This window comes from Amycolatopsis granulosa, from assembly GCF_011758745.1.
GTDB classification, from domain to species: domain Bacteria; phylum Actinomycetota; class Actinomycetes; order Mycobacteriales; family Pseudonocardiaceae; genus Amycolatopsis_E; species Amycolatopsis_E granulosa.
The window spans coordinates 3,094,765-3,119,178 of record NZ_JAANOV010000001.1; the positions used below are offsets into that span (position 1 = coordinate 3,094,765).

Annotated in this window: 24 protein-coding genes; 11 read left to right on the forward strand and 13 right to left on the reverse strand. The window is 72.8% G+C overall.

All coding sequences use genetic code 11. The features are described 5' to 3' along the window. The first annotated feature begins 90 nt into the window (after positions 1 to 90). The 3 genes from FHX45_RS15070 to FHX45_RS15080 all read left to right on the forward strand — a co-directional run bounded on the left by FHX45_RS15070 (position 91) and on the right by FHX45_RS15080 (position 2,093). Positions 91 to 705: a macro domain-containing protein gene (locus tag FHX45_RS15070; RefSeq protein WP_167101620.1), complete on the forward strand. Its 615-nt coding sequence runs from the start codon at positions 91 to 93 to the stop codon at positions 703 to 705. Positions 706 to 866: 161 nt separating this feature from the next. After that, positions 867 to 1,799, forward strand: a complete 933-nt coding sequence (gene coaA, locus FHX45_RS15075) for a type I pantothenate kinase (RefSeq protein ID WP_167101623.1) — start codon at positions 867 to 869, stop codon at positions 1,797 to 1,799. Between the two features lie 126 nt (positions 1,800 to 1,925). Further along, the gene (locus tag FHX45_RS15080) at positions 1,926 to 2,093 is read left to right on the forward strand and encodes a hypothetical protein (RefSeq protein ID WP_167101626.1); all 168 of its coding nucleotides are present in this window, start codon (positions 1,926 to 1,928) and stop codon (positions 2,091 to 2,093) included. On the opposite strand, the gene FHX45_RS15085 is transcribed toward FHX45_RS15080, so the two are convergent. The 4 genes from FHX45_RS15085 to FHX45_RS15100 form a co-directional block, all read right to left on the reverse strand. Beyond that, the gene (locus FHX45_RS15085; protein ID WP_167101629.1) at positions 2,090 to 3,565 is read right to left on the reverse strand and encodes a hypothetical protein; all 1,476 of its coding nucleotides are present in this window, start codon (positions 3,563 to 3,565) and stop codon (positions 2,090 to 2,092) included. The genes FHX45_RS15080 and FHX45_RS15085 overlap by 4 nt on opposite strands. 52 nt (positions 3,566 to 3,617) lie before the next feature. Continuing rightward, a complete protein-coding gene (locus FHX45_RS15090; RefSeq protein ID WP_167101632.1) occupies positions 3,618 to 4,622 on the reverse strand; it encodes a hypothetical protein in 1,005 nt (334 codons plus the stop codon). A gap of 41 nt (positions 4,623 to 4,663) precedes the next feature. Beyond that, positions 4,664 to 5,707 carry a tetratricopeptide repeat protein gene (locus FHX45_RS15095; protein WP_167101635.1) on the reverse strand — a complete coding sequence of 348 codons (1,044 nt, stop codon included), beginning with the start codon at positions 5,705 to 5,707 and terminating at the stop codon, positions 4,664 to 4,666. An 83-nt stretch (positions 5,708 to 5,790) separates the two neighbouring features. Continuing rightward, a complete protein-coding gene (locus FHX45_RS15100; protein ID WP_167101638.1) occupies positions 5,791 to 6,138 on the reverse strand; it encodes a DUF3024 domain-containing protein in 348 nt (115 codons plus the stop codon). Between the two features lie 55 nt (positions 6,139 to 6,193). Here FHX45_RS15100 and FHX45_RS15105 point away from each other — a divergent pair, with 55 nt between their 5' ends. From FHX45_RS15105 to FHX45_RS15120, 4 genes are all read left to right on the forward strand, one after another. Further along, the gene (locus FHX45_RS15105; protein WP_167101641.1) at positions 6,194 to 6,517 is read left to right on the forward strand and encodes a nucleotide pyrophosphohydrolase; all 324 of its coding nucleotides are present in this window, start codon (positions 6,194 to 6,196) and stop codon (positions 6,515 to 6,517) included. A gap of 93 nt (positions 6,518 to 6,610) precedes the next feature. After that, positions 6,611 to 8,494, forward strand: a complete 1,884-nt coding sequence (locus tag FHX45_RS15110; RefSeq protein ID WP_341771468.1) for a DNA/RNA helicase domain-containing protein — start codon at positions 6,611 to 6,613, stop codon at positions 8,492 to 8,494. A gap of 47 nt (positions 8,495 to 8,541) precedes the next feature. Further along, complete coding sequence (locus FHX45_RS15115) at positions 8,542 to 9,168, forward strand: response regulator (protein ID WP_167101644.1); 627 nt, start codon at positions 8,542 to 8,544, stop codon at positions 9,166 to 9,168. Positions 9,169 to 9,499: 331 nt separating this feature from the next. Next, positions 9,500 to 9,820 (forward strand): hypothetical protein, encoded by a 321-nt coding sequence (locus tag FHX45_RS15120; RefSeq protein WP_167101646.1) that lies wholly within the window; start codon positions 9,500 to 9,502, stop codon positions 9,818 to 9,820. Here the strand turns inward: FHX45_RS15120 and FHX45_RS15125 are convergent. Genes FHX45_RS15125 through FHX45_RS15140 form a run of 4 tightly spaced genes read right to left on the reverse strand, consistent with a single transcriptional unit; the run spans position 9,807 to position 16,725 of the window. Further along, complete coding sequence (locus FHX45_RS15125) at positions 9,807 to 10,976, reverse strand: GAF domain-containing sensor histidine kinase (protein ID WP_167101649.1); 1,170 nt, start codon at positions 10,974 to 10,976, stop codon at positions 9,807 to 9,809. The two genes, FHX45_RS15120 and FHX45_RS15125, sit on opposite strands and share 14 nt — an antisense overlap. 8 nt (positions 10,977 to 10,984) lie before the next feature. Beyond that, entirely contained in the window at positions 10,985 to 14,233 is a 3,249-nt protein-coding gene (gene cydD / locus FHX45_RS15130; RefSeq protein ID WP_167101652.1) for a thiol reductant ABC exporter subunit CydD, read from the reverse strand. Next, positions 14,230 to 15,237, reverse strand: coding sequence for a cytochrome d ubiquinol oxidase subunit II (gene cydB / locus FHX45_RS15135; RefSeq protein WP_167101655.1), 1,008 nt, complete (start codon positions 15,235 to 15,237; stop codon positions 14,230 to 14,232). The genes cydD and cydB overlap by 4 nt, the downstream gene beginning before the upstream one ends. Positions 15,238 to 15,246: 9 nt before the next feature. Beyond that, positions 15,247 to 16,725, reverse strand: coding sequence for a cytochrome ubiquinol oxidase subunit I (locus FHX45_RS15140; RefSeq protein ID WP_167101657.1), 1,479 nt, complete (start codon positions 16,723 to 16,725; stop codon positions 15,247 to 15,249). A gap of 397 nt (positions 16,726 to 17,122) precedes the next feature. Here FHX45_RS15140 and FHX45_RS15145 point away from each other — a divergent pair, with 397 nt between their 5' ends. Next, a complete protein-coding gene (locus tag FHX45_RS15145) occupies positions 17,123 to 17,722 on the forward strand; it encodes a TMEM165/GDT1 family protein (protein WP_341771469.1) in 600 nt (199 codons plus the stop codon). A gap of 4 nt (positions 17,723 to 17,726) precedes the next feature. Here the strand turns inward: FHX45_RS15145 and FHX45_RS15150 are convergent, their stop codons facing one another. Continuing rightward, on the reverse strand, positions 17,727 to 18,317 hold the full coding sequence (locus FHX45_RS15150; RefSeq protein WP_167101660.1) for a TetR/AcrR family transcriptional regulator: 591 nt from the start codon (positions 18,315 to 18,317) through the stop codon (positions 17,727 to 17,729). Positions 18,318 to 18,404: 87 nt separating this feature from the next. Between FHX45_RS15150 and FHX45_RS15155 the strand changes: the two genes are divergently transcribed. Next, positions 18,405 to 19,589: an FAD-dependent oxidoreductase gene (locus FHX45_RS15155; protein ID WP_341771470.1), complete on the forward strand. Its 1,185-nt coding sequence runs from the start codon at positions 18,405 to 18,407 to the stop codon at positions 19,587 to 19,589. A gap of 10 nt (positions 19,590 to 19,599) precedes the next feature. Here FHX45_RS15155 and FHX45_RS15160 read toward each other — a convergent pair whose 3' ends face one another. The 3 genes from FHX45_RS15160 to FHX45_RS15170 form a co-directional block, all read right to left on the reverse strand. Then, positions 19,600 to 20,235 (reverse strand): helix-turn-helix domain-containing protein, encoded by a 636-nt coding sequence (locus tag FHX45_RS15160; protein WP_167101663.1) that lies wholly within the window; start codon positions 20,233 to 20,235, stop codon positions 19,600 to 19,602. Continuing rightward, the gene (locus FHX45_RS15165) at positions 20,235 to 21,089 is read right to left on the reverse strand and encodes a hypothetical protein (protein WP_167108994.1); all 855 of its coding nucleotides are present in this window, start codon (positions 21,087 to 21,089) and stop codon (positions 20,235 to 20,237) included. The genes FHX45_RS15160 and FHX45_RS15165 overlap by 1 nt, the downstream gene beginning before the upstream one ends. 69 nt (positions 21,090 to 21,158) lie before the next feature. After that, positions 21,159 to 22,208 carry a hypothetical protein gene (locus FHX45_RS15170; protein ID WP_341771471.1) on the reverse strand — a complete coding sequence of 350 codons (1,050 nt, stop codon included), beginning with the start codon at positions 22,206 to 22,208 and terminating at the stop codon, positions 21,159 to 21,161. A 91-nt stretch (positions 22,209 to 22,299) separates the two neighbouring features. Here FHX45_RS15170 and FHX45_RS15175 point away from each other — a divergent pair, with 91 nt between their 5' ends. Further along, positions 22,300 to 23,076 (forward strand): DUF2470 domain-containing protein, encoded by a 777-nt coding sequence (locus FHX45_RS15175; RefSeq protein WP_167101666.1) that lies wholly within the window; start codon positions 22,300 to 22,302, stop codon positions 23,074 to 23,076. Positions 23,077 to 23,093: 17 nt separating this feature from the next. Here the strand turns inward: FHX45_RS15175 and FHX45_RS15180 are convergent, their stop codons facing one another. Then, entirely contained in the window at positions 23,094 to 23,552 is a 459-nt protein-coding gene (locus FHX45_RS15180) for a PPOX class F420-dependent oxidoreductase (protein WP_167101669.1), read from the reverse strand. Between the two features lie 59 nt (positions 23,553 to 23,611). Between FHX45_RS15180 and FHX45_RS15185 the strand changes: the two genes are divergently transcribed. Then, positions 23,612 to 24,376, forward strand: coding sequence for a CPBP family intramembrane glutamic endopeptidase (locus FHX45_RS15185; RefSeq protein WP_167108998.1), 765 nt, complete (start codon positions 23,612 to 23,614; stop codon positions 24,374 to 24,376). The last annotated feature ends 38 nt before the right edge of the window (positions 24,377 to 24,414 follow it).

The window sequence follows — 24,414 nt, forward strand, 5'->3', positions numbered from 1 at the left end:
GGCTACGCACCGCCCGGGATCCTGGTCTGTTCAGGCATTCGAGTGGGCCGCGTGGTTACGCGGGTTCCGGTTTTTTGGCATGGTGTAGGGGTGACTGCCGAATCGGGCACCCAACCCACCGGCAAGCGAACGGAGGACCAGGTCCCGCCCGCCACTCCCGGCCTGGTGCTGTGTGCCGTCGACGAACCACTCGCCCGCGCGTGGCGATCCGTTGTGGACACCATGACCGGCTCCGTGCGCGTGCACCGGGGTTCGGTGCTGGACGTCGTCGCCGACGCCGTGGTGAGCCCGGCGAACTCGTTCGGCTGGATGCGCGGCGGGATCGACGCGGTGTACGCCAGGGCGTTCCCGTACGCCGAGCAGAACGTGCGCAGCACGATCCTCGCCTACCACGGTGGCGAACTCCCCGTCGGCAACGCGGTCGTGGTCCCGACCGGTGAACCGGCCCCGGCGTGGCTGATCAGCGCCCCGACGATGCGGGAGCCGGGTGAACGGCTGCCTGCCGACACGGTCCACCCGTACCTGGCGGCGCGGGCGGTGTTCCTGCAGTGGCGTGACGCCGTGCTCGAACAGGGCGTGCCGGTGCGCTCGGTCGTGGAGACCATCGCGATGCCGGGGCTGGGCACCGGCGTCGGCGGGGTCGACCCGCGCACCTGCGCCCGTCAGGTCGCGGCCGCCTGGGACGAGGTCTTCCGGCGGCATTGACCCTCCCGCCCTGGTCAGGGGCGGGAAACCGCCCCGGTGGGTGTGCGTGTAGAAGGTCACAGCGCATTTACGGGCGGTAAGCCCTACCGTTGAGGCTGCGTTACCGGGATGTCGGGGATGCCGACGCCAGCCCAGCCCACCGACGGGCAAGGAGTGTGGGAATGCCACGGGTACGTGAGCTCAGCCCGTACGTCGAGCTCCACCGCGAGCAGTGGCGGGAGCTGCGCCGCAGCACCCCGTTGCCGCTGACCGCCGAGGAGCTGCGCGGTCTGCGGGGACTCGGCGAGCAAATCGATCTAACCGAGGTCGCCGAGGTCTACCTGCCGCTGTCCCGGCTGATCAACCTGCAGGTCGCGGCCCGGCAACGGCTGTACGAGGCCACCACGACGTTCCTCGGCGAGGACTGCCGCGGCACCAAGGTGCCGTTCGTGATCGGCATCGCCGGCAGCGTCGCGGTCGGCAAGTCGACCACCGCGCGCATCCTGCGCACGCTGCTCGCCCGCTGGCCGGACCACCCGCGCGTCGACCTGGTGACCACCGACGGCTTCCTCTACCCGAAGGCCGAGCTGGTCCGCCGCGGGATCATGCACCGCAAGGGCTTCCCGGAGAGCTACGACCGCCGCGCGCTGCTGCGGTTCGTCTCCGACGTCAAGTCCGGCGCCGAGTCGGTCAGCGCGCCGGTGTACTCGCACCTGGCCTACGACATCCTGCCCGGCGAGGAGCAGGTGGTGCGGCGGCCGGACATCCTCATCATCGAGGGCCTGAACGTGCTGCAGCCCGGCCCGAGCCTGACCGTGTCGGACCTGTTCGACTTCTCCATCTACGTCGACGCGCACATCGAGGACATCGAGCGCTGGTACGTGGAGCGGTTCCTCAAGCTGCGCGGCACGGCGTTCGCGGACCCGGCCTCGCACTTCCACCACTTCGCCACGCTGGACGACGTCGAGGCCCGCGCCGAGGCGCGGCACCTGTGGCGCACCATCAACGAGCCGAACCTGGTGGAGAACATCCTGCCGACGCGCCCGCGCGCCACGCTGGTGCTGCGGAAGGACCCCGACCACAGCATCAACCGCGTGCGCCTGCGCAAACTGTAGGCGTCCCTCGGCCGAACGGCTGACCCGGCGAGCGCGGTGGTAACCGGTTGGCCGATACCGCCGGCACCTCGCAAAGCCCACCCTGGAAGTCAGGAAATACGCCCTGACCAGGGAGGAGGCAGGCCGGTGTTCGCGATCATCATGACGTGGATCGGTGCCGTGCTCGGTATCGCGGTGCTGTTGGTGATGGCCTTCGGTGCGTTCGTCCTCGATTTCGAGGACGCCCTCGCCGACCGGCGCCGCAACCGGCCCGTCAAGCCGGCCCCCGCGCACGGCCCGGCGGCCGGGCTCTAGTCCTCCGGTTCCGCGTCCAGCTCGTCGAGGGCGGCGACGTAGTCGTCGAGGTCGAACTCGAGGTCGCCGTCCTCGCCGGCGATCAGCCGGTCCTCCAGGACCGCCGTCAGCTCGGCCAGCACCTGGTCGCGTTCCAGACCGGCCTCGGTGAGGCGCCGGGCGGCCGCCCAGGTTTCGGCGGGCTCGCCGTCCCACAGCTGGTCGACCACGGTGGTCAGCGCCACCGCGCGCAGGTCGGGCTCGTCGCCGTCGAACTCCGCGGCGAACTCGCTCAGCACCAGCACGCGGCGCTGGCCGGGGTCGGACGGGTCGAGCTCGACCTCGTCGTCCTCGGTCTCCACGGTCAGCGACGGGAGGGCGAACTGGCGGCGTTCGAGCAGGTCCTGGACCTCGTCGGGGGCCAGGCCCTCGGATCCGGCGAGGTAGACGTCCAATGCGGACTCCGCGTCCGCCTCGCGGTCGTCCAACCGGTCCTCGACCGCCTCGACCAGGGCCGTCAGCGCGTCCTCGGGCAGCCCGTCGCGCTCGCCGAACACCCGCGCCCAGACCGGCAGCAGGGCGGCCATCGCGGCGTCCTGCTCGTCGGTGAGCTCGATCTGCCCGTCGTCCACGAAGTCCACAAAGGACTCCAGCTTGGCCGGGCCGGCCCGCAGCGGCCGGCGGGGGTCGTGCTCCATACCGAACTCGATCAGCCGCAGGGCCACCACCCTGGCGTCCTCGCTGTCGCCGAGCTCACCGGCCGCGGCGGCGAAGAACGAGTCGATGACCTCGGCCTGCTCCTCGACGGTCAGCGGCTCCGGCTCGTCCGCCTCCGGCGGCTCGGGCAGGGTGCGCAGCCGGGCCAGCGCCAGCGCCCGGAACCGCACGAAATCCTCGCCCACCTCGGGCTCGGCCTGCCACTCGGTGCCGGCGAAGGCGTCCGCGATCACCTCGTGCGCCTGTTCGGGACTGATCTCCTCGCTGGTCACGGACTCGTCCACGGCCCGCAGGTCCGCCAGCACCTCCCGTGGCGACTCGACGATCGCGGCGTCGCTGACCCACCCGCCGAAGCTGCCGTAGTTGATCGACACGACCAGGCCGTGGTCGCCGAAGGAGACCACCAACGAGCTCTCGTCGCCGTAGACGTCGGTGGTGCGCCAGCACTCGCCGGGCGTCACCTGGTTCAGCCGCGACGCCCACGCCGGCTCGGGCAGCCCGAACTTCTCCAGCGCCAGGGCCGCGGCCTCCCGGTGGTCGGCGTCGGTGGCCAGGACGCGCAGCGCGGCCAGCGGCGCCACCAGGCGCTCCGGCCGCGCGGTCCGCGCGGCGAGGTCGATCAGGCCGGCCGCGAGGTCGTCGTCGGCCTCCCACCACTCGCCGAGGATCTCCGAGGTGACCAGCTCGACGCGAGTCGGATCGGCGTCGTCCCCCAGCTCGGCGAAGGCGTTCAGGACCTCGTCGAAGGGCGTCTCCAGCTGCGGCACCTCGGTCATGGCGGACATGGTCGCACCAGCGGCGCCCGTTGCGGCGCGCGGGACCGGCGTTTCACTCCTTGGGCAACGCGATCCGGGCATTCCGGATCTCGGTGAGCAACCGGGCCTTGCGACGGTGGGTGGCGACCAGATCGGCGAGGTAGGGCGCGAAGTCCGCCGGGCGGCCCACGGTGCGGTGAAGCGTGCGCAGGCGGCGCAGGACGCGGGCCGCCTCGCGGTAGTGCTCGACGGTCCGGCGGGCGATCAGCTCCGCGACGCGGCGGCGGTGGACCTCCAGCAGCGCGGCCGCCTCGTCCCGGCGGCCCGCCGCGACCAGGGCGTCGATCAGCCCCTCGGCTTGCTCGGGGGTCGGCGCGGCCTCGAACTCCGCGCGGCGCAGGCCCAGCACGTCGTCGGCCAGCTCGGCCGCCGCCGGGTCCTGCTTGAGCGCCCTGGCCGCGTAGCCGATCGCCTCCCCGGTGCGGCCGGCCGCACGCAGGACGCGGACGATCCGCAGGCTCGCCTCCATGCGCGGCAGCTGCTTCGACAGGATCGCGACCAGGCCGTCCACGTCGCCGGAGACCTCCACGAGCTGCTCGTGCAGGCGTTCCGCGACCGGATCCGGGCGGGCCTTGTCCACGTGCGAGCGCAGCCGGGCCAGTCCGGTCTCGCCGAGCGGACCGGCGAACTCGGCCAGGTCGATCTCGGCCCGCCCGTCCAGCGCGACGCCACCCAGCCAGTCGGCCAGCTCCACCGGGTCCGGTGGGCGGGCGGCGCAGGCGCGGGCGTACAGGCCGAGCGCCCGCCGCAGCTCGGCGCCGTCACCCTCGCGGCGGATGCGTTCCACGGTGCGACGGGCCAGCGGGGCGACGTCGGCGCGGGTGCCGGAGTCGAGCAGGCGCTGCACGGTGTCCAGGACCGGGCCGACCGTGCCCGGATCCGGCTCGCGGACCGCGGCTCGCGCCGCCAGCGACCTCCGCAGCTCCGGATCGCGCTCGGCCTGGTCGTGCAACAGCCCGGCCAGCGTCTCGGGATCCAGGGATTTCAGGTAGGCGCGGAGGTCCGTCACGCCGCACATCCTGGCCTACCCGCCACGCCCACGGCCGCGGCGGACCGGGCTCACGCGCCCAGGCTCGCCGCCTTCCGGGTGGCGCCCGGCTTCGGCACGGCGATGCGCGCGTTGCGGACCTCGACCAGCAGCCGCCGCTTGCGCTTGTGCGTCTCGACCAGGCCGGCCAGGTACTCGCCGAACTCCGGCACCCGGTCCGCGCGCTTGTGCAGGGCACGCAGCTCGCGCAGCCGCTGGGCCGCCTCGCGGTAGCCGTCCGGGTCCCGGAGCTCGATGAGCTCCTCGACGTGCAGCCGGTAGACCGGGATCGCCGCGGCCGGATCCCGCTCGGCGAGCTGGGCGAGCGCCTGGGCGCGTTCGGCAGGCCAGCGGTCCAGCTCCTCGGCGGCGGCCCGCAGCGCGCGATAGGTGTCCGGGGACGGGTTGCGGCGGAACTCGGCCCGGCGCAGGGCGAGCACACCCTCCCGGGGGTGCACGACGGTGCGCGCGGCGTGCGCGATCGCCTCGCCGTGCCGGCCCGCGGAGCGGAGCAACCGGACGATGCGCAGCGTGGTGGCCGGGGTGGGCGGCTGGGCGGCCAGGATCGCCAGGAGGGTGTCGACGTCGCCGGTGACCTCGGCGATCTGTTCGGCCAGGCGGCGGGCGGCCGCGCTGCGCGGTTTCCCGTCGAGCGTGGCGCGGAGGTGCTGCAGGCCCTCGTCGCCCAGCGCGACGGCGAAGTCGGCGAGGTTCATCGCGGGCCAGCCGGGACGCTCGAGCTGGGTGTCCAGGATCCAGTCGGCCAGCTCACGCGGATCCGGCCGGTGGGCGGCGCAGGCACGGGCGTAGAGGCCGATGGCGCGGCGCAGCTCGGCGCCGGCGGCGCAGCTGTCGGCCATCCGGCGGGCGAGCGGGGTCAGGTCGGCCTGGGTGCCCGCGTCGAGGAGCCGCTGCAGGGTGTCCAGGATCGGACCGACCTTGCCGTGCGCGACCGCGCGCAGCTCCAGCTCGTGCCGCAACCGCGGGTCGCGGCCGGCCTGCTCGAGGAGCAGGTCGGCGAGGGTCTCCGCGTCAAGAGTGCGCAGGTAGCCGCGCAGATCCGGGGCGGAGGTCATGCGCACATCCTGCCGCACCCAATGGGAGGAGAACGTCACCCGAGAGCGTCATTTTCCCGAACCGCACTGACGCTGCGTGAGCATCAGCAGGGGCTGAGCCACTGGAAGAAGTACCCGGTGGACGCTTCGCGATCGAGGTCGTCCAGAAGGGGAACGGGCGAGATCTCCGGCACGCTGCGCGGGTACGGGCGCCAGCGGCCCGCGTCGGCGAGGTAGTACAGCGACCACATCTCGTCGAGGCCGTAGCGGAGCTGGGCGAAGGGCCGCTCGGCCGGGCCGTCGCCCGCCCACTCGGCCCGCCGCTCGACGAGGGTCACGATCCGCCCGCGCCAGCGGGACAGCACCGTGTACTCGCCGCGCTGACCAGCCGGAACCCGCCGCTCACACCAACGATCGATCTGGCGTTGCTGCAGCTCGGGTATCGGCGACATACCCACAGTGATACCGCAACTCGACCGGGCCGGGTGGCACCGGATACTGCCCCCTGTGACACTCGACGATCTGCGACGGCGGCTGGCCGAGTTCGCCGCCGCCCGGGACTGGCAGCGGTTCCACACCCCGAAGAACCTGGTCATGGCACTGTCCGGCGAGGTCGGCGAGCTGACCGCGCTGTTCCAGTGGCTCACCCCCGAGGAGTCCGCGCGGATCCTCGACGACCCCGCCTCCCGCGCCGCGGTGCTCGACGAACTCGCCGACGTCACGCTCTACCTCACCCGCCTGGCCGACGTGCTCGGCGTCGACCTCCTCGAAGCCGCCCAGGCGAAGATCGATCGCAACGAGTCCCGCTTCCCGGCTGATCGTTTCGACTAACCTGGCAGGCGCGGCCCGACGGGCACCGAAGCAGCCGCTTCGTCGCTGCCCCCACCCGCACGTGGATGACGCGTGCCCAGTGGGGGAATCGAAGTGGCTCTTGTCCGGCACAGTGCCGCACACCTGCTCGCGGAGGCGAACACCGGCCAGTTGCCCAGGACCCTGAACGACCAGGCCGGTTTCCAGTGGGGACACCGGGTCGCCGCGAGCGAGGTGCGCTCGTGGGCCGGCAGCCTGCCACCGTTCCTGGCCGACGTGGTGGACGCCGGGCTGGGCCGGGTCGAGGTGCTGCTGGAGCACCGGTTGCCGCACAGCCCGAAGCGGGTGGACGTGGTGCTGTGCGGGGTGCACCCGAGGACGGGCGCGGCCAGCTACGTCCTCGTCGAGCTGAAGCAGTGGTCGAAGGCGGAATCGCTGGCGGCGGATCTCGTGCTGATCGACTCGCGCCGGGAGCCGGTGCTGCACCCGGTCGAGCAGGTCCGGCGGTACTGCGAGTACCTCCTCGATTCGACGCCCGCGCTCGCCGAGGCACCGAACGCCCTGCACGGCATCGCCTACCTGCACAACGCCGAGTCGGCCGGGGTGCCGACGCTGCACCAGTACCAGCCGAGCGAGTTCGGCTCGCTGTTCACCATGGACGACAAGGCGAAGCTGGCCGATCGCCTGCGGGCGGTCCTCGACCCCGGCGCCGACCGCGACGCGGCCCGCCGGGCGGCCGACGAGTTCCTCGGCTTCACGCACGCGCCCACCAAGCCGCTGCTCGACCTCGCCGCCCGGGAGATCCAGGAGCGGGAGCAGTTCGTCCTGCTGGACGAACAGCAGGTCGCGGTCGAACTCGTCCGGCAGGCGGTCGAGCGGGCCCGGGCCGCCCAGACCCGCACGGTGGTCGTCGTCCTGGGCGGCCCGGGCTCGGGCAAGAGCGTCATCGCCCTGAGCCTCCTCGGTGAGCTGGCCCGGGCGGGCCGCCGGGTGCACCACGCCACCGGGTCCAGCGCGTTCACCAACACGATGCGCAGGATCGCCGGGCGGCGGAACCGCCGCGTCCAGACGCTGTTCAAGTACTTCAACGACTACCTGGAGTCCGCGCCCCGCGAGCTGGACGTGCTGATCTGCGACGAGGCCCACCGGATCCGGGAAACCAGCGTCAAGCGCTACACCAAGCGGCACGTGCGGGAGAAGGCCGGGCGGCAGATCGACGAGCTGATCAGCGTCGCGTCGGTGCCGGTGTTCCTGCTCGACGAGAACCAGACCGTCCGGCCCGGTGAGATGGGCTCGCTCGCGGAGATCACCGCCGCCGCCGAAGCGCTCGGGTGCCGCCTGGAGGTCGTCCGGCTCAGCGGCCAGTTCCGCTGCGGCGGGTCGGACGCGTTCGACACCTGGGTGGCCCGGCTGCTCGGCCTGGACCGGTTGCCGCCGATCCCGTGGAGCAAGCTGGCCGGGGACGACGAGTTCGTGGTCACCGCGTCGCCGAGCCCGTCCGGCCTGGAGGCGTGGCTGCGTCAGCGCATGGACGACCTCGGCGGCACCGGCCGGCTGTCCGCGGGGTACTGCTGGCGGTGGAGCGATCCGGAGTCCACTGCGGACGGTCGTCGCCTGGTGCCCGACGTGGTGATCGGCGGGTGGGCCCGGCCGTGGAACGCCAAGCCGGGCCAGCGGGTCCCGGACGCGCCGGAGTCGTACTACTGGGCCTCCGACGAGCGCGGGTTCGGGCAGGTCGGATGCATCTACACCGCGCAGGGCTTCGAGTACGACTGGTCCGGCGTGATCTTCGGACCGGACCTCGTGCGCCGCGACGGGCGCTGGGTGGCCCGCCGCGAGTACTCCCACGACCCGGCCGCGCGCCGAGCGGACGATCTGGAGTTCGGCCGGCTCGTGCGGAACACCTACAAGGTGCTGCTGACCCGCGGGATGCGGGGGACCTGCGTGTACTCGACCGATCCGGAGACCCAGGCGTTCCTGGCGGAGATGGCCGGGTAGCGCGGCGAGCGGCGGATCTCCGGCCGCTGGGTGATTAGGCTGGTGGCATGGCCATCGAAGTGCTGCTCGTCGACGATCACGAGGTTGTGCGGCGCGGCCTGCGGGAGATGCTCAGTGACGAGCCGGACATCGAGGTCGTCGCCGAGGCGGGCAGCGCCGACGAGGCACTCGCCGTGGCCATGCACGTCGAACCGGACGTGGCGGTCGTCGACGTGCGGCTCGGCGGCACCGACGGCGTCGCGTTGTGCCGGGAGCTGCGGGCACGGCCGAACCCGCCGTACTGCCTGGTCCTCACCGCGTTCGACGACGAGGAGGCCATGGTCGGCGCGATCATGGCCGGGGCGTCGGGTTACCTGCTGAAGCAGGTCCGCGGGCAGGACGTGGTCAACGCCGTCCGGGAGGTCGCCGCGGGCCGGTCGCTGCTCGACCCGGTCACGACCGCGCGCGTGCTGGACAAGCTGCGGCACCCGGCCGACGACGAGCTGGCGCGGCTCACCGAGCGGGAACGCACGGTGCTGGAGCTGATCGGCGAGGGCCTGTCCAACCGGGAGATCGCCGAGCGCCTGTTCCTCGCCGAGAAGACGGTGAAGAACCACGTCACGTCCGTGCTGTCCAAGCTGGGCATGCAGCGGCGCACGCAAGCCGTGGCCTGGGTGGCGCGCCGCGGCAAGTAGTCAGGCCGGCTGGTACCCCGCGCCGTGTTCACCGGTGCGGGCACCGTGTTTGCCCCCTCTGCGCGCCGTGTTTGCCGTCGTGGGTGCCGTGTTGGCGCGGCCGCGAACGACCAAGACATTGCCCGGGGCGACCCACACGCCGACCGGAGCGACCAACACGCCGACGGGAACGGCGAACACGCCGGCTGGGGCGGCGAACGCGGGATGAGGGGGCTGAGCCGCGGTCCCGTACCGGTCCCGTAGTGGCCCATTGCAGCGCCATGAGCGCGCCATTAACGCGCCCTTTCCGGCGCCAGCTCCGGGTCACCGGGACCCGATAGCATCCGGCGGCATGAAGTTCCGCAGAACCGCCACCGTCCTCATCGGACTCACCCTGGTGAGCGCCGCCTTCCCGGCGACCGCATCCGCCGCGAAACCGAAGCTGAGCTGCGTCAAGGCGAAGGTCCACAACGGCTGGGCCGGTGACGACGCGACCGCCACCAACAAGTGCGCGGGCAGCGTCCAGGTCAAGTTCATGATCAACAACGACTTCGACTCGGGCTGGCGCACCGTCAAGCCCGGCAAGAGCACCACCTACGGGTACGCCGCGTGGGGCGGGTTCGACGGGCTGCAGATCAAGTACCGGGGCAAGGAGTACTTCAACCCGGGCTGACCGGCGCTCGGCCGGCGCGCTCGTCCAGCGGCAGCTCGAACGCGACGAGCGTGCCGAGGCTCGGCGAGGAGTTGAGGTAGAACTTCCCGCCCGCGCGTTTGGCCCGTTCCTCCAGGTGCCGCAGGCCGCGGGTCTGCACGTCCTGCGGCACCCCGGCACCGTTGTCGCGAACCCGCAGCCGCACCTCGTTCCGGTCGCGCACCAGCGTCACCCTGGTCTCGCTCGCCCCGGAATGACGCACCACATTGGACAGTGCTTCGCGCAGCGCGGCGCGGATGTGGTCGGCCCGCTCGGCCGGGATGTCGGCCAGCTCGCCGGACAGCTCCAGCGTGGGCGGGAAGCCGAGCAGCTCCCCCGCGATCCGCACCTCGGCGCGTGCCGACTCCGCCAGGTCGGTGGCGGGTGGCTGCTCCGCCTCGGGCTCGGGCGAGCGCAGCTCGCGAACGGTGTGCCGGATCTCCTCGATCGTCTCGTCGAGCTGGTCGATCGCCTCGCCGAGCCGGCTCGCGTCCGTCCCGGCGAACCGTTTCCGCATGCGGCGGCGCACCCGGTCCAGCTGCATGCCGGCCGCGTAGAGCCGCTGCACGATCACGTCGTGCAGCTCGCGGGCGATGCGCTCGCGCTCCTGGTAGAGCGTGATCCGGTGCCGGTCGTTCGCCGCCTCGGCCAGCGCCAGCACCACACCGACCTGCGCGGCGAACGCGGTCAGCACCTCGACGGTGGCCTCCTCGAACGGCCGGCCACCCCGCTCCCGGTACACGGCCAGCGCGCCCAGCACCCGCCCGCCGGACCCGAACGGCGCGGCCGCGAACGGGCCGAACCGGCGCAGCTCGGCCGGCACGTACGGGGCCGTGCGCGGATCGGTGGTCATGTCGTCGGCGACCACGGTGACACCGCCGCGGGCGACCTGCCCGGCCGCGGACTCGGCGGGCAGCACCACACCTCGCGGGTCCTCGCTGTGCGTGCCGTGGGCGGCTTCGACGGACACCTTGCCGTCCTCGGCGCGGACCATCACCAGGCACAGGTCGGCACCGGCCAGTTCCGCGGCCTGGTACACCACCGAGTCGAGGACCGTGGCCGGGTCGCCGCCGGACAGGGCGGCGGTGGTGATTTCGGTGGCCGCGGACAATGCGCGGGCGGCGAGGGTCGGTTCCATGAGCAGTGTCAAGCGTAGCCGCCTTCCAACGCCGGGATTCGCGGGCGGACACGCCCGTCCCGCACCTCCAGGACGAGGTCGGCCTCGGCGGCTTCTTCCGCCCGGTGGGTGACGTGGACGACGGTCCGGCCGGCCAGTGCGGTGCGCAGGTTCGCGCGCAGCCGCCGGGCCGTGGGCTCGTCGAGGTGCGCGGTCGGCTCGTCGAGCAGGACGAGGTCGGCGTGCGGAGCCCCGACGAGCGCCCGCGCGACCGCGAGCCGTTGCGCCTGCCCGCCGGACAGCCCGCTCCCCGCGCCATCGAGGACCGTGTCCAGCGGGAGCTCCAGGCAGGCCAGCCGCAGGGCTTCCCGCAGCCGGTCGTCGTCGGCGTGCGGGTCGGCCAGGCGCAGGTTCTCCGCGACCGTGGTCGAGACCAGCTGCGGTTCCTGGGGTGCCCAGGCCACCGCCGCGGCCGTGGTCAGGCGCCCGCGCTGGGCGGGCAGGAAACCCAGCAGGGCGGCCAGCAGGGTCGACTTGCCGGCACCGGACGGCCCCACCACGGCGACGTGCGCGCCGTCCGGGATCCGCAGGTCGACGTCTCGCAGGACCGGGGTGGTCCAGCCGATGTCGGCGTGCTCGACGGCGATCGGGCCGGTCGGCACCGGCGGCCGCGCCGGCGCGTCCTCGACCGCGGCGATGCGGGTCATCGCGGCGCGCAACGGATCCCAGTGCTGGGCGACCGGTGGCAGCGTGGCGAGCACCTCGGCCAGCGCCAGCGGCACCAGCGCCAGGACGGGCGCGAGCACCGGGTCGATGCCGGACCCGGCGGCGAGACCGATCCCGGCGACCGCGGCGGCGCCGGTGACCAGGGTGATCAGCGCGTCGGCCGCACCGGCGCCGAACGCCTGCCGCCGGGCCTGGTGCGCCAGCCGGTCGTCGGCGTTCGCGAGCTCGGCGCGGCGGCGCCGGTGGGCGCCGAACGCGATCAGCTCGGCGGCGGCCTCGAACAGCCCGAGCACCTGGGCGCTCACCGCCCGGCGGCCGCTCGCGAGGGTTGCGGTCGCCCGGCGCTCCAGCCGCAGGGCGAGCGCCGGGGCGGCGACGCCGCCGATCAGCACGGCGACGCCGAGCACGAGCCCGGCCACCGGCAGCAGGACCGTCTGCACGGCGATCGCCCCGGCCAGCACGAGCACGGCGATCAGCGGTGGGGTGACCACGCGGGGCAGCAGATCGCGGACGGCGTCGACGTCGGCGACGAGCCGCCGCTGTCCCTCGCCGAACCGCAGGCCGAGCGCGCGGGCGGGGCCGAGCCGGACCAGGCCGCGCCACAGGCGGACCCGCAGCCCGCCGGCGATCCGCAACGCGGCGTCGTGCGTGATCAGCCGCTCCAGGTACCGCAGGGCCGCGCGCCCCAGCCCGAAGGCACGCACCCCGACGACCGCGACGGTCAGCGTCAGGATCGGCGGCTGTTGCGAGGCCTTGGCGATGAGCCAGCCGGACGTCGCGGTCAGCGCCACCCCGGCGAGCAGCGCCAGCGCGCCGGCCACGGCACCGGCGCCGAACCGGCGGCTCAGCACGCCCCGGAGCGGCCGTGGAGCCGCGGTGCCGGCGGCCGGGACGTGCGGCGCGGCCGCCGTCGCCGGGACGGCCACCGCGTGGCTTTCCCGGTGGTGCGCGGCGACGAGCACCGCGGTGCCCAGCGGCAGGGTGGACGCGATGGCCTCCTCGACCAGGGCGGCGTGCACGGCGTCCTGGTGCGCGGTGGGCTCGTCGAGCAGCAGGAGCCAGGCGCCGTGCCGGACCCGCAGCACCGCCCGCGCGACGGCGACCCGTTGCCGCTGACCGGTGGACAGCTCGTGGACCGGCGCGTCGGCCAGCCCGGCCAGGTTGAGTTCCCGGAGCAGCGCACCGGCCTCGACCGGGTCCGGCGGGGTGCCGAGGGCCAGCTCCAGCTCGGCCCGCACGGTCCCGCCGGTGAAGGCCGGGTTCTGCGGTACCCACGCGATGCCCCGACGAAAAGCCGACATGTCGACTTCGCTCAGGGGGAGGCCGTTGACCAGCACGGCGCCCGCGGACGGCCGCACGAATCCCAGCAGCACCGCCAGCGTGGTGGACTTGCCGGCGCCGCTGGGCGAATCGAGCCGGGTCACGGTGCCCGGCCGCAGCGTGAACGACTCGCCGTCCGGCGCGAACCCGCCGCGCCGCGCGACCCGCAGGCCCTCGACCCGCACCTCGCCGCGGCCGGGGACCGCGGTCCCCTCGGGCGCGGCCGGCGTGGCCAGCACGTCGGTCACCCGGCGGACCGCCTCCACCCCGTCCTCGCTGGCGTGGAAGGCAGCACCCACCGCGCGCAGCGGCTGGTAGCACTCGGGCGCGAGGATCAGCACGCCGAGCCCGATAGCCAGTGGCAGGTCCCCGCCCACCAGCCGCACCCCGATGACCACGGCGACCAGCGCGACCGACAGAGCGGCGGCCAGCTCCAGCACGAACGCCGAGGAGAACGCCACCTTGAGCGTCTTCAGGGTCGCCCGCCGGTGGTTCTCGGACACCCGCCGCACCGTCTCGGCCTGCGCCTCGGCGCGGCGGAACGCGGCCAGGACCGGCAACGCCCGCACGAGTTCGAGCAGGTGACCGGACATCCGCTGCAACGCGTCGGCAGCGGCCGCCGACCGGTCCGCGGTGTACTTGCCGACCAGGATCGCGAACAGCGGCAGCAGCGGCACGGTCAGCGCGATGATCACCGCCGACGGCCAGTCGGCGACCAGCACGGCCGCGCCCGCGGCCGGCGGCACCACCGCGGCGGTGACCAGTGCGGGCAGGTAGTCGGTGAAGTAGGCGTCGAGCGCGTCCAGGCCCCGGGTGGTCAGCACGGTCAGCTCGCCCGGCCCGCGCCGCGCGATCCACTCCGGACCGAGCCGCAGCGCGTGGTCCACCACTCTGGCCCGCAGCTCCTCCTTGGCCCCGGCCGCGGCGCGCGCGGCGACCACCCGCAGCGCCCACGCGATCAGTGCCCGCGCGGCGACCACACCGGCGAGGGCGATCAGCGCACCGGTCCCGATCCCGTGCCCGGCGACCACGGCGGCGCACACCGCGGCGAGCAGGAAAGCCTGCGCGACCAGCGCCGCGGCGTTGCCGAGCGCGAGCAGGCCGGAGAGGGCGAGCGCCCGGCGCGCGGCCGCGGACAACAGGGGCAGCGCGCCGAGCGGACCCTTTCCCGGACGCTTGGTGTCCGTTGTGGACACCGATGCGGGAAGGACGGAACGTCCGGGAAGGTTCATGGGGTGTGCACCGGCGGGATGTGCGCGGTGCTGATCCGCTTGCGGAACACCCAGTACGTCCAGCCCTGGTAGACCAGCACCGCGGGGGCACCGAACGCGCCGACCCAGGTCATCACCGTCAGGGTGTACGGACTGGATGCGGCGTTCACCACCGTGAGCGAGTTCGCCGCGCCGAGCGTCGAGGGCAGCACGTCCGGGTAGAGCGCGCCGAACAGCGTGACCACGGCCGCCGCGATGGTGACCCCGAGTGCCGCGAACGCCTGCCCGTCCCGGTCGGCCACCAGCTTGCGCCACGCGCTCACCGCCGCCACCGCGGCGACCAGCAGCGCGACGAGCGTCCACAGTGCACCCTCGCGCCACTGGACGACCACCAGCAGCCCGAACAGCGGCAGCAACGCCACCGGCAGCGCCCGGACGGCGAACACCCGCGCCCGCTCGCGCAGCTCGCCCGCCGTCTTCAGCGCGAGGAACGCGGCACCGTGCACGAGCGCGAACCCGACGACGGCGAGCGCACCGAGCAGGGTGTCCCACCGCACCGCCTCGAACGCGCCGCCGACGCGGTTGCCGTGCGCGTCCAGCGGCAGGCCGAGGACCGTGGTCGTCAGCAGCAGGCCGACGCCCAGCGGCGGGATCCACGAACCGATCACGATGACCCGGTCCCAGTTGCGCCGCCAGCGTGCCGAGTCGACCTTGCCGCGGTACTCGAACGCGACACCGCGGCCGATCAACGCGAGCAGCACCAGCAGCAACGGCAGGTACGCGGCCGAGAACAACGACGCGTACCAGCTGGGGAACGCCGCGAACATGGCACCGGCCGCGACGATCAGCCAGACCTCGTTGCCGTCCCACACCGGTCCGATCGTGTTGATCAGCACCCGTCGCTCGGTGTCGTCCCGGCCGAGAACCGGCAGCAGCATGCCGACGCCGAAGTCGAAGCCCTCCAGGAACAGGTATCCCAGCCAGAAGAGCACGATGACGCAGAACCAGATCGTTTCCAGGCTCATGGCTGTTCCCTAGTAGGCGAAGGCAAGTGTCTTCTTGCCCTCTTCGTCGTTCTGCTCCGGGGGAATGACACCGTCGATCCCGCCGCGGACGTACCTGCGCATCAGGAAGACCTCGACCACGCCGAGCACGGCGTAGAGACTGGTCAGCGCGAGCAGCGAGGTCCACACCTCGCCGGTGGAGATCCGGGACACGGCCTGCGCGGTGAACATCCACACCCCGTCCACACCGGACGGGTTCGGCACCACGACGAACGGCTGCCGTCCCATCTCGGTGAAGATCCAGCCGGCGCTGTTGCCGATGAACGGTGTCGCGATGCTCAGCAGGGCCAGGCGCGGGAACCACTTGGTGTCCGGTATCCGGCCCCGGCGCGTCAGCCACAGCGCCAGCAGGCCGGTGCCGGCCGAGATCGCCCCGAAGCCGATCATGATGCGGAAGCCCCAGTAGGTCACCGCCAGGTTCGGCACGTAGTCGATCGGTTTGCCGGCCAGTTCGCCGAGCGCCGGGTCGTCCGGGTAGTTCGTGCCGTAGTGGGCCTGGTACTGGGTCACCAGGTCCTCCACGCCCTTGACCTCGGTGCGGAAGTCGTTGTGCGCGAGGAAGGACAGCAGCGCCGGCACGTTGAACGTCTTGACGTCCTCGCAGTTCTGCGCGGTCACGTCGCCGATCGCGACGATCGAGAAGCTGGCGGGCTGCTCCGTGTGGCACAGCGCCTCGGCCGAGGCCATCTTCATCGGCTGCTGCTCGAACATCAGCTTGCCCTGGGTGTCGCCGGTGATGGCGAGCACGGCGAACGCGATGATACCGGTCCAGCCGCCCAGCCGGATCGACGAGCGCCACACCGACCGGTGCTCGTCGTCGCTACGGCGCTTGCGCCACAGGTGCCAGCCGCCGATCCCGACGAGGAAGGCCGCGGCGACCGAGAAGGCGCCGGCGATGGTGTGCGGGATCGCGGCCAGCGCGGTGTTGTTGGTCAGCACCGCCCAGATGGACCGCAACGTGGGCTTGCCGTTGACGATCTCGGCGCCGACCGGGTGCTGCATCCAGGAGTTCGCGGCCAGGATGAAGTACGCGGAGGCGATCGTGGCCAGCGAGAACGCCCAGGCGCAGGCCAGGTGCACCTTCTTCGGCAGCCGGTCCCAGCCGAAGATCCACAGGCCGAGGAACGTCGACTCGACGAAGAACGCGACCAGTCCCTCCATCGCGAGCGGAGCGCCGAACACGTCGCCGACGAAGCGGGAGTAGGCGTTCCAGTTCATGCCGAACTGGAACTCCTGCACGATGCCGGTCACGACACCCATGGCGAAGTTGACCAGCAGCAGCTTCCCCCAGAACTTGGTCATCTTGTAGTAGCGCGGCTCACCGGTGCGGACCCAGGCGGTCTGCATCCCCGCGACGAGGACCGACAGTCCGATGGTGAGCGGGACCATGAGGAAGTGGTAGACGGTGGTGATCCCGAACTGCCACCGCGCCAGCTGGAGCACGTCCACGTCAGTAAGCCTGCCCCGCCGCGGGGTCCGGCATCAGGTCCCGCGGTCCCGATCTTGCCGGGACCAAGGTCCCGGTGAGCTTCGAAGAACTGGGGAAGATCAGCCCACGCTCGCGCGGGGATACGAATACCTCAACAACAATCCCCAACCCACCGCGGAGAGCGCGAACAGCGCAGCTCTGCGCGCCCGGCAGCCCGGGCTGATGACCTTCGTGGACCGGCCGGCCCGGGCCGGATCGGCGCAGCTCAAGACAGTTTTCGGAGAGGCGAAACACATTGTGAGCCGACCCCAGAAATAGATCTGGACAACCGAAAACCGGCAATTCGCGAAACCGATTCGCTGGTCATTCCGGGTGCTCCCCTTTATCGTTGCAGAGGAAAGGGGAGTGGAGACTACCGTGAGTACCGCACTGCTGGCACTGCTCAGCGCGTACGTGCTCGTCCTGGCCGTTGAACTGCCGGACAAGACGATGATCGCCACGCTGGTGCTGACCACGCGGTTCCGCGCGTGGCCGGTCCTGGCCGGGGTGTCCGTGGCGTTCGCCGTGCAGTCCACGATCGCGGTGCTGTTCGGCAAGGCGCTGACACTGCTGCCGGAAAGCTTGGTCGCGACCGTCGTCGCGGCCCTGTTCGGGATCGGGGCGGTCCTGCTGCTGCGCGAGGGCTTCTCGACGCCGGACGAGAGCGGCGAGGACGCGGCGCGCCAGGGGGTGCGGCCGGTGTCGTTCGTGCGCGCCGCGGCCACCTCGTTCGGGGTGTTGTTCGCCGCGGAGTGGGGGGACGCGTCACAGCTGGCCACAGCCGGGCTGACCGCCCGGTACGGCCATCCGCTGATGGTGTTCACCGGCTCGCTGCTCGCGTTGCTCACGGTCGCGTCGATCGCGGTGTTCGTCGGGCACAAGGTGCGTGGCCGCCTCAAGCCGAAGCTGCTGCAGCGCATCGCCGGTTTCGTCTTCGTCGCGTTCGCCCTGGTGGCGGCGTGGCAGGCGGTCGCCTGACCGGTCAGCCGGCTGTCGCCGGCGCGAAGGCGCTGATCAGCCCGGTGATCGCACGCGTGATCCGCTCGGGCTCGGCGTCACCGGCGAGCACCAGGCGGTGGAGCACGCCGACCAGCGCGAGGGCCAGCGCCGCCGGATCGGCGTCCGCGGCGACCCGGCCGACCCGCTGTTCGCCGGCGAGGTAGGCAGCGGCAGCGGTTTCGATCGCGTCGAAGCCGGCGGTCCTGTCCCCGAGCACGGCCTGGACGCGCCCGGCCAGTTCCGGGCGCGAGACGAGCAGCCGCGTCAGAGTCAGGACCGTCGCCGGTGACGCCGACAGCGCGGCCGCACACAGGTTGCCGGCGACATCGCCCGTGCCGACCCGCCCCGGCAGGCTCGCGGCTCCGGCGGAGACCAGGAACGCGCGATCGACCGCGTAGGCGGCCAGGAAGTCGTCGACATCGGCGAAGTGCGCGTACAGCAGCCCGGTTGCGACGCCGGCTTCGCCGGTGACCGCACGGCCGCTCAGCCGGCCCGCCCCGTCCCGGGCGATCACCCGTTCGAGCGCGGCGAACAGCTGCTGCCGGAGCTCCGGAATGGCGACACCTCTGGGCACGACGGCCAGCCTACCCGCTTGCACCGAGTTTGAGCACGTGTTCATAATAGTTTGAACATTTGCTCATACTCGACTGGAGGAGTGGCCGTGGCTGAGGGCGTGGAACATCCCAACCGGGCAGTGGTCGCCGGTGCCGGTATCGCGGGATTGGCGACCGCGCTGCGACTGCACCGCGCGGGGTGGCAGGTGCTCGTGGTGGAGCGGGCCCCGGCGCGCCGCAGCAGCGGCTACCTGGTGAACCTGCTGGGACAGGGTTACGACGCCGCGGACCGGCTCGGGGTGCTGCCCGCGCTGGCGGACCGGGACCTCGGGGTGTTCACCTCGATCCTCGTCCGGGCCGACGGCCGGCCGAAGCTCACGATCCCGGCCGCGCTCGCGCAGGCCGCGCTGGGCCCCCGCGCGATGACCGTGTTCCGGGGCGACCTGGAGTCCGCGTTGTACGAGGCGGCGCGCGACGTCGCCGAGATCCGCTTCGGCACCGTCGTGCGGTCCGTCGCCCAGGACCCGGACGGGGTCGACGTCACGCTGAGCGACGGCACGACGGAGCGTGCGGAACTCCTCGTCGGCGCGGACGGGGTGCACTCCGGTGTCCGCGACCTCGTCTTCGGCCCCGAGGCGGGCTTCCGCGTGGACCTGCGGCACGTGGTCGCCGCGTTCCCCCTCGACGGCGTGCCCCGGAACGTGCCGGACGGGGCGGGCGCGACCTTCATCGGTCCACGCCGGACGGCGGCGCTGATCAACCTCGGACCGGGCCGATCGTCGGCGTTCTTCACCTACCGAGTTGATGATCCAGCCGCCGAACTGGCCCGCGGACCGGTGGCCGCTCTCGGTTCCGCTTTCGGGGATCTGGGCGGCGGTGTGCCGGACGCGCTGCGCCGGCTGGCGGCCGCTCCGGAAACGGCCTACTTCGACTCCGTCAGCCAGGTGGTGATGGACGAGTGGTGCCGCGGCCGGGTGGTGTTGCTCAGCGACGCGGCCTGGTGCGTTCCGCTGTTCGCGGGGTACGGCGCCGCCCTCGCGCTCGCCGGGGCGGACCGGCTCGGCACCGCACTCGGCGAACACCCCGGCGACATCACGGCGGCACTCGTGCAGTGGGAGGCGCAACTGCGTCCGGAGATACGGACGCGGCAGGCGCTGGCCCGCAAGGGCACGAGCCAGTACGCGCCACCCAGCAGGGCCCATGTGTGGGCGCGTGACCTGACGATCCGCGCCATCCAGCTCCCAGGGATCCGCGGTCTCGTCCAGCGCTCCGTCCGGCGCGCCAACGCGTGACCCACCGGTGTCAGCGGCCGCGCAGCACCTCGGCGACCGCGGCGGCCGCCTCGGCCACCCGCGGCCCCACGGTCTCGGTGTCGACCGGGCCGAGCGCGATCACCCCGACCGCGGCACGCAGGCCCGGCACCCCGCGCACCGGCGCGGCCACGCCCGAGGTGCCGCGCTGCGGTTCGCCGGTGGCCACCACCCAGCCGCGGCCGCCGCGGCGCAATGCCATCGCCTTGCCGGCCGCGCCGACGCCGACCGGGTGGCGAGCGCCGACCCGGTAGGCGACGTGGAAGTCGGTGCCGGACGGCTCGACGGTGACCACCGGCTCGACCAGATCGCCCTCGGCGATCGACAGGTACGCGGTCGCACCGCAGGTCTCGGCCAGCTCCCGCAGGACCGGACGGGCCGCCGCACGCAGCTGTGGGACGACCTGACCGGCCAGGCGCAGCAGCCCGGCACCCAGCCGGACCTTGCTGCCGTCGCGCCACACCAGTCCGCGCTCGGACAGCGGCACCAGCAGCCGGTAGACGGCGGCGCGGCTCGCCCCGATCGCGGCGGCCAGTTCGGAGATGGTCGCCGCGTCGCCGTCGGCGTCGGCCACGGCCTGGAGCAGCGCCAGGCCGCGGTCGAGGGTCAGCGAGCCTTCCGCGGTCACTACAGCAGGCCGAGCGCCTCGAGGTCGGCGGCCGGCGCCTCGAAGCTGTCGCAGGCGTAGGACGCGAACAACGCGCGCACGGCCTTCGCGGCCGGCTCGGACAGCGCCCGCGCCTCCTCGGCCAGGGAGTCCCCGTCGGTCGAGGCGAGCGCGGCCCGGACGTCGCCGCCGGAGAGGCTGCGCGCCACCGCGACGAGCAGGTTGAGGAAACCGTGGTGGGCGATGCCGTTGTCCGGGTCCTCGTGCCGCACCGCGCGGTGCAGGCTGTTGGTGGCCTTGAAGGACGCCCCGGCCGAGCCGCTGACGACCGCGAGGAAGTCGGCGACCTCGTCGATGCTGGGGAAATTCTCGCTGGACTGGCCCCCGCACCGGATCTTGGGCCAGCTGCCGTGCTCGATCACGCGCCGCACGCCGTCGAGCCAGCCCACGCCCCGCCGCGGCTCGACCACGCGGATCACGTCCTCCGGTACGAACTCGGAGACGCGCTCCAGCCACACCTCGTCGACGTCCGAGGGTGCCGGCATCTCCACCATGCGCAGCGACAGCAGCTCACTGCGGGACTCGACGATCGAGATCGCCTTCGGCACGCCGCCCAGCCCGGTGTCGATGATCAGCGAGAGCGGCAGCGGCTCCTTCGGCTTGATCTTGATCAGCTCGGTGATCAGTTCCGGCAGGCGGGACGCCTGGCACAGGAAGACACCGAGCAGGCCCGCGCGGTCGCCGTCACGACCGGCGAGGTAGTTCCGCAGCGCGTCCGGCATCGTCGCCGTACCGGGCGGGAAGAGCGCCGAGTCGTCTACGAGCCGCGCGAAGAGGGGCGGAATTCCGCGGGGGCCGGGGGGCGTGAGTTCCACAGCGCTTGACACATGGCACACGCTAGTAGCGTACGGGAACCGGACAAACACGTACGCCCCCCGGACACTTCACCTGAGGTTCACGAACCCGAGCACCGGATGACCGGGCAGTCCGGCGGCCATCTTCTTCCCCCGTCCAGGCGCACCGAGGACCCACAGCCGCCCGGTGTCCCGGACGTTGACCAGCAGATCCACCGAGACCCGCTGGAAGCGGACGCCCGCCTCGCCGTCGGCGAGCAGGACGCGCCCCTCGGCCTTGCCGAAAGCGCCGGAACCGCCGACCTCGATGTCGGTGTCGAGCGTCGCGTGCAGTTCCTGCCAGGGCCCGCGCCGCACCGTCGCGGACAGCCCCGCCGTGCGGACCAGCACCAGCAGTCCGAGCACCGCGTAGAACACGGCCAGGGCTGTCGTCACGGCGCTTGCCACCGACAGCTCCAGGACCACCGCGCCCGTTGTCCAGATGACGGCCGCCAGCAGCACGAAGGACACCGTGATCCCCCAGGACCGGCACCACACCTCACGCAGGAACGCGGTCACCACCGGATCGTGCCGCGCCTCCACCAGGTCCCGCGACGGCGCCGCCGGCTCCACCGCGCCCGGCGCGGGCTCCGACCGGATCCGGCCGAACCGGCCGATGATCGCACCCGGCAAACCGACCAGCACCCGGCCGCGCGGATCCGGGCCGACGAGGAACACCCGGCGGTCACCGGCCAGCAGCAACCGCTTCGACTCCGGCAGCCGCACCACCAGCCAGCGCCGCTGGGCGCCGGGCAGCGCGACGCTGACCCGCGACCCGGCCAGCAGCAGCTCCCCCGGACCGGGCGTGACGAGGATCGCCGGGTGGGCGAGCAGCTTCCGGCAAGGCAGGACCCGGAAGAACAGCACGCACATCTGCAGCACCGTGACCGCGCCGAGCAACCCGGCCAGGGCGAGCGTGGCCGCGCCGGGGATCAGCAGACCGGCTCCCGCCGCGAGCAGCACGTAGAGGATCGACGAGTTGACGAGCCGATTGCGCTGCTTCTCGACGACGGCAACCTCGAGCGGGTCCGCCACGGGCGGGTTCCCGGGGTGCGGTTCGTAGGCGAGCACGCGGGGCCGGCCGGAGTCCAGATTGTCCACAACGTCCCGTCGGCCGAACGGTGGAGGACGTTACCTGCGGCTTCCCTTCCCCGCGTTCTCAGGTTAGGCTCACCTAACTAGGAGGTGGCCCGTGACTGAGATCCGACGTCCGCCCGCGCCGAGCCCCGCCGAGCGCGCGAGAACCATCGCCGCGCGGAACGGCCCCGCCGCGCTGCTCACCGCGGGCGACCCGGTCGGCGGTGACCGGGTGGTGCCCCAGCTGCACCACGTTCACCCCTCCGGCAGCGTCAGCGTCCTGCTGCCGGACGACCACCCGCTGCTGGAGCGCACCCGGTGTGCCGAGCGCGGTGAGCTGGCCGTCGTGGTCGAACTCGCCGACCACGCCCCGGTCGACCTGCGCGAACCGATCCGCGGGCTGCTGTGGATCACCGGCCTGCTGCGGTGCACGAGCCGCGAATCGGCGCGCGCCCGCGCCCTGTCGATCGCCGGGACCCGCCCCGACGCACGCCTGCTGGACCTCGGCCACGGGCTGAGCCTGCTCCGGCTCACCCCTGCCTCGTTCGTCCTGGCGGACGCCGAAGGCACCCACTCGCTGCGCCCGCACGTGGTCAACGCGGTCCCGCCGGACCCGTTCACCGACTACGAGGCCGGGTGGCTCGCACACCTGGAAACCGATCACCCGGACGTCCTCGGCCGGCTCGCCCGGCACCTTCCGGAAGAACTGCGCGGCGGCCGGATCCGGCCGCTCGGCCTGGACCGGTTCGGCCTGCGGCTGCGGGTGGAGTCCCCCTGCGGCGACCACGACGTGCGGCTGGCCTTCACCCGGCCGGTGCACAGCCCTGCACAACTGGGCGTCGAGCTGCGGCGCCTGGTCGGCTGCCCGTTCCTGGCGCGCGTGCAGCCCTGACCGCGGGACCTCGCGGCTCAGGCGAGTTCAGGTGGGAAACCACCGGTCGCGATGGGCCCCCACCGCTCGATGGTGACCCGGATGAGGGCCTTGTTCTGCCGGACCATCGCCGCGCGGTAGTCGTCCCAGTCCGGGTGCTCACCGGAGATGCTGCGGAAGTACTCCACCAGCGGCTCGACCGCCTCGGGCACGTCCAGCACCTCGGCGCGGCCGTCGAACTGCACCCACGGCCCGTTCCAGTCGTCGGAGAGCACGCACGCCGACACCGCGGGGGTGCGCCGCGCGTTGCGCGCCTTGGCGCGCTGCGGGTAGGTGGCCACGACGAACCGGCCCTCCGGGTCGATCCCGGCGGTGACCGGGGACAGCTGCGGGGTGCCGTCGGCGCGGGTGGTCATCAGGACGGCGCGGTGCCGGGTGCGGAGGAAGTCCAGCAGCTCGGCGCGGTCCACGTGGTCAGCAGTCGCAATCCTGGGCATGCCTGGCACGGTAGCGTGCGGACGTGCTCCGTTCCTGGCTCCGCCCCGAACGTCCCGGCCTGCCCGAACCGGTGGACGCCGGGACCGCGCGACGGCTGCGGATCGAGGTGGTCGTCGTCTTCTCGATCACCCTGGGCCTGTCCGGCGCGCGCAGCCTGCTGTCGCTGATCGACTCGTTGTTGCAGCCGCAACCGCTGTCCGACCAGCACGTCGCGCTCAACGTCCCGCAGCGCGCGGCCGACCTGCTGGACCTGCTCGCGCAGCTGCTCTCCGCCGTGCAGCTCCTCGGGTGGGGGGCGCTCGGCGCGTACCTGCTGTGGCGCGGCGGCATGAAGCTCACCGACGTCGGCCTGGACCGCACCCGACCGCGCCGGGACGCGCTGTGGGGCGCCGGGCTGGCCGCGCTGATCGGCATCCCGGGACTGGTGCTGTACTTCGTGGGCTGGAAGCTCGGGATCAACCTGGCCGTCGTCCCGTCCCGGCTGAACGACACGTGGTGGCGGCCGGTCGCGCTGACGCTGTCCGCGTTCGGCAACGCCTTCGCCGAGGAAGTGCTGGTCGTCGGCTACCTGCTGACCCGGCTGCGGCAGCTGGGGTGGCGGGAGAACACCGCACTGTTCGCCGCGGCGGTGCTGCGCGGCTCCTACCACCTCTACCAGGGCTTCGGCGGGTTCGTCGGCAACCTGGTGATGGGCCTGGTGTTCGGCCGGGTGTGGCAGCGCACCAACCGGCTGGTGCCGCTGGTGGTGGCGCACACGCTGCTCGACGTGGTCTCGTTCGTGGGGTATTCGCTGCTGCGCGGACACGTCAGCTGGCTGCCCTGAACTGGCACGCAGCGCACTACGCTCAGCGCGTGACCCAC

What these genes read in the sequence shown, in the direction of transcription:
- coaA (WP_167101623.1), top strand. Translation starts at nt 867, where the DNA reads ATGCCACGGGTACGTGAGCTCAGCCCGTACGTCGAGCTCCACCGCGAG.
- FHX45_RS15085 (WP_167101629.1), bottom strand. Translation starts at nt 3,565, where the DNA reads ATGACCGAGGTGCCGCAGCTGGAGACGCCCTTCGACGAGGTCCTGAAC.
- FHX45_RS15090 (WP_167101632.1), bottom strand. Translation starts at nt 4,622, where the DNA reads ATGTGCGGCGTGACGGACCTCCGCGCCTACCTGAAATCCCTGGATCCC.
- FHX45_RS15095 (WP_167101635.1), bottom strand. Translation starts at nt 5,707, where the DNA reads ATGACCTCCGCCCCGGATCTGCGCGGCTACCTGCGCACTCTTGACGCG.
- FHX45_RS15100 (WP_167101638.1), bottom strand. Translation starts at nt 6,138, where the DNA reads ATGTCGCCGATACCCGAGCTGCAGCAACGCCAGATCGATCGTTGGTGT.
- FHX45_RS15115 (WP_167101644.1), top strand. Translation starts at nt 8,542, where the DNA reads ATGGCCATCGAAGTGCTGCTCGTCGACGATCACGAGGTTGTGCGGCGC.
- FHX45_RS15120 (WP_167101646.1), top strand. Translation starts at nt 9,500, where the DNA reads ATGAAGTTCCGCAGAACCGCCACCGTCCTCATCGGACTCACCCTGGTG.
- FHX45_RS15125 (WP_167101649.1), bottom strand. Translation starts at nt 10,976, where the DNA reads ATGGAACCGACCCTCGCCGCCCGCGCATTGTCCGCGGCCACCGAAATC.
- cydD (WP_167101652.1), bottom strand. Translation starts at nt 14,233, where the DNA reads ATGAACCTTCCCGGACGTTCCGTCCTTCCCGCATCGGTGTCCACAACG.
- cydB (WP_167101655.1), bottom strand. Translation starts at nt 15,237, where the DNA reads ATGAGCCTGGAAACGATCTGGTTCTGCGTCATCGTGCTCTTCTGGCTG.
- FHX45_RS15180 (WP_167101669.1), bottom strand. Translation starts at nt 23,552, where the DNA reads ATGCCCAGGATTGCGACTGCTGACCACGTGGACCGCGCCGAGCTGCTG.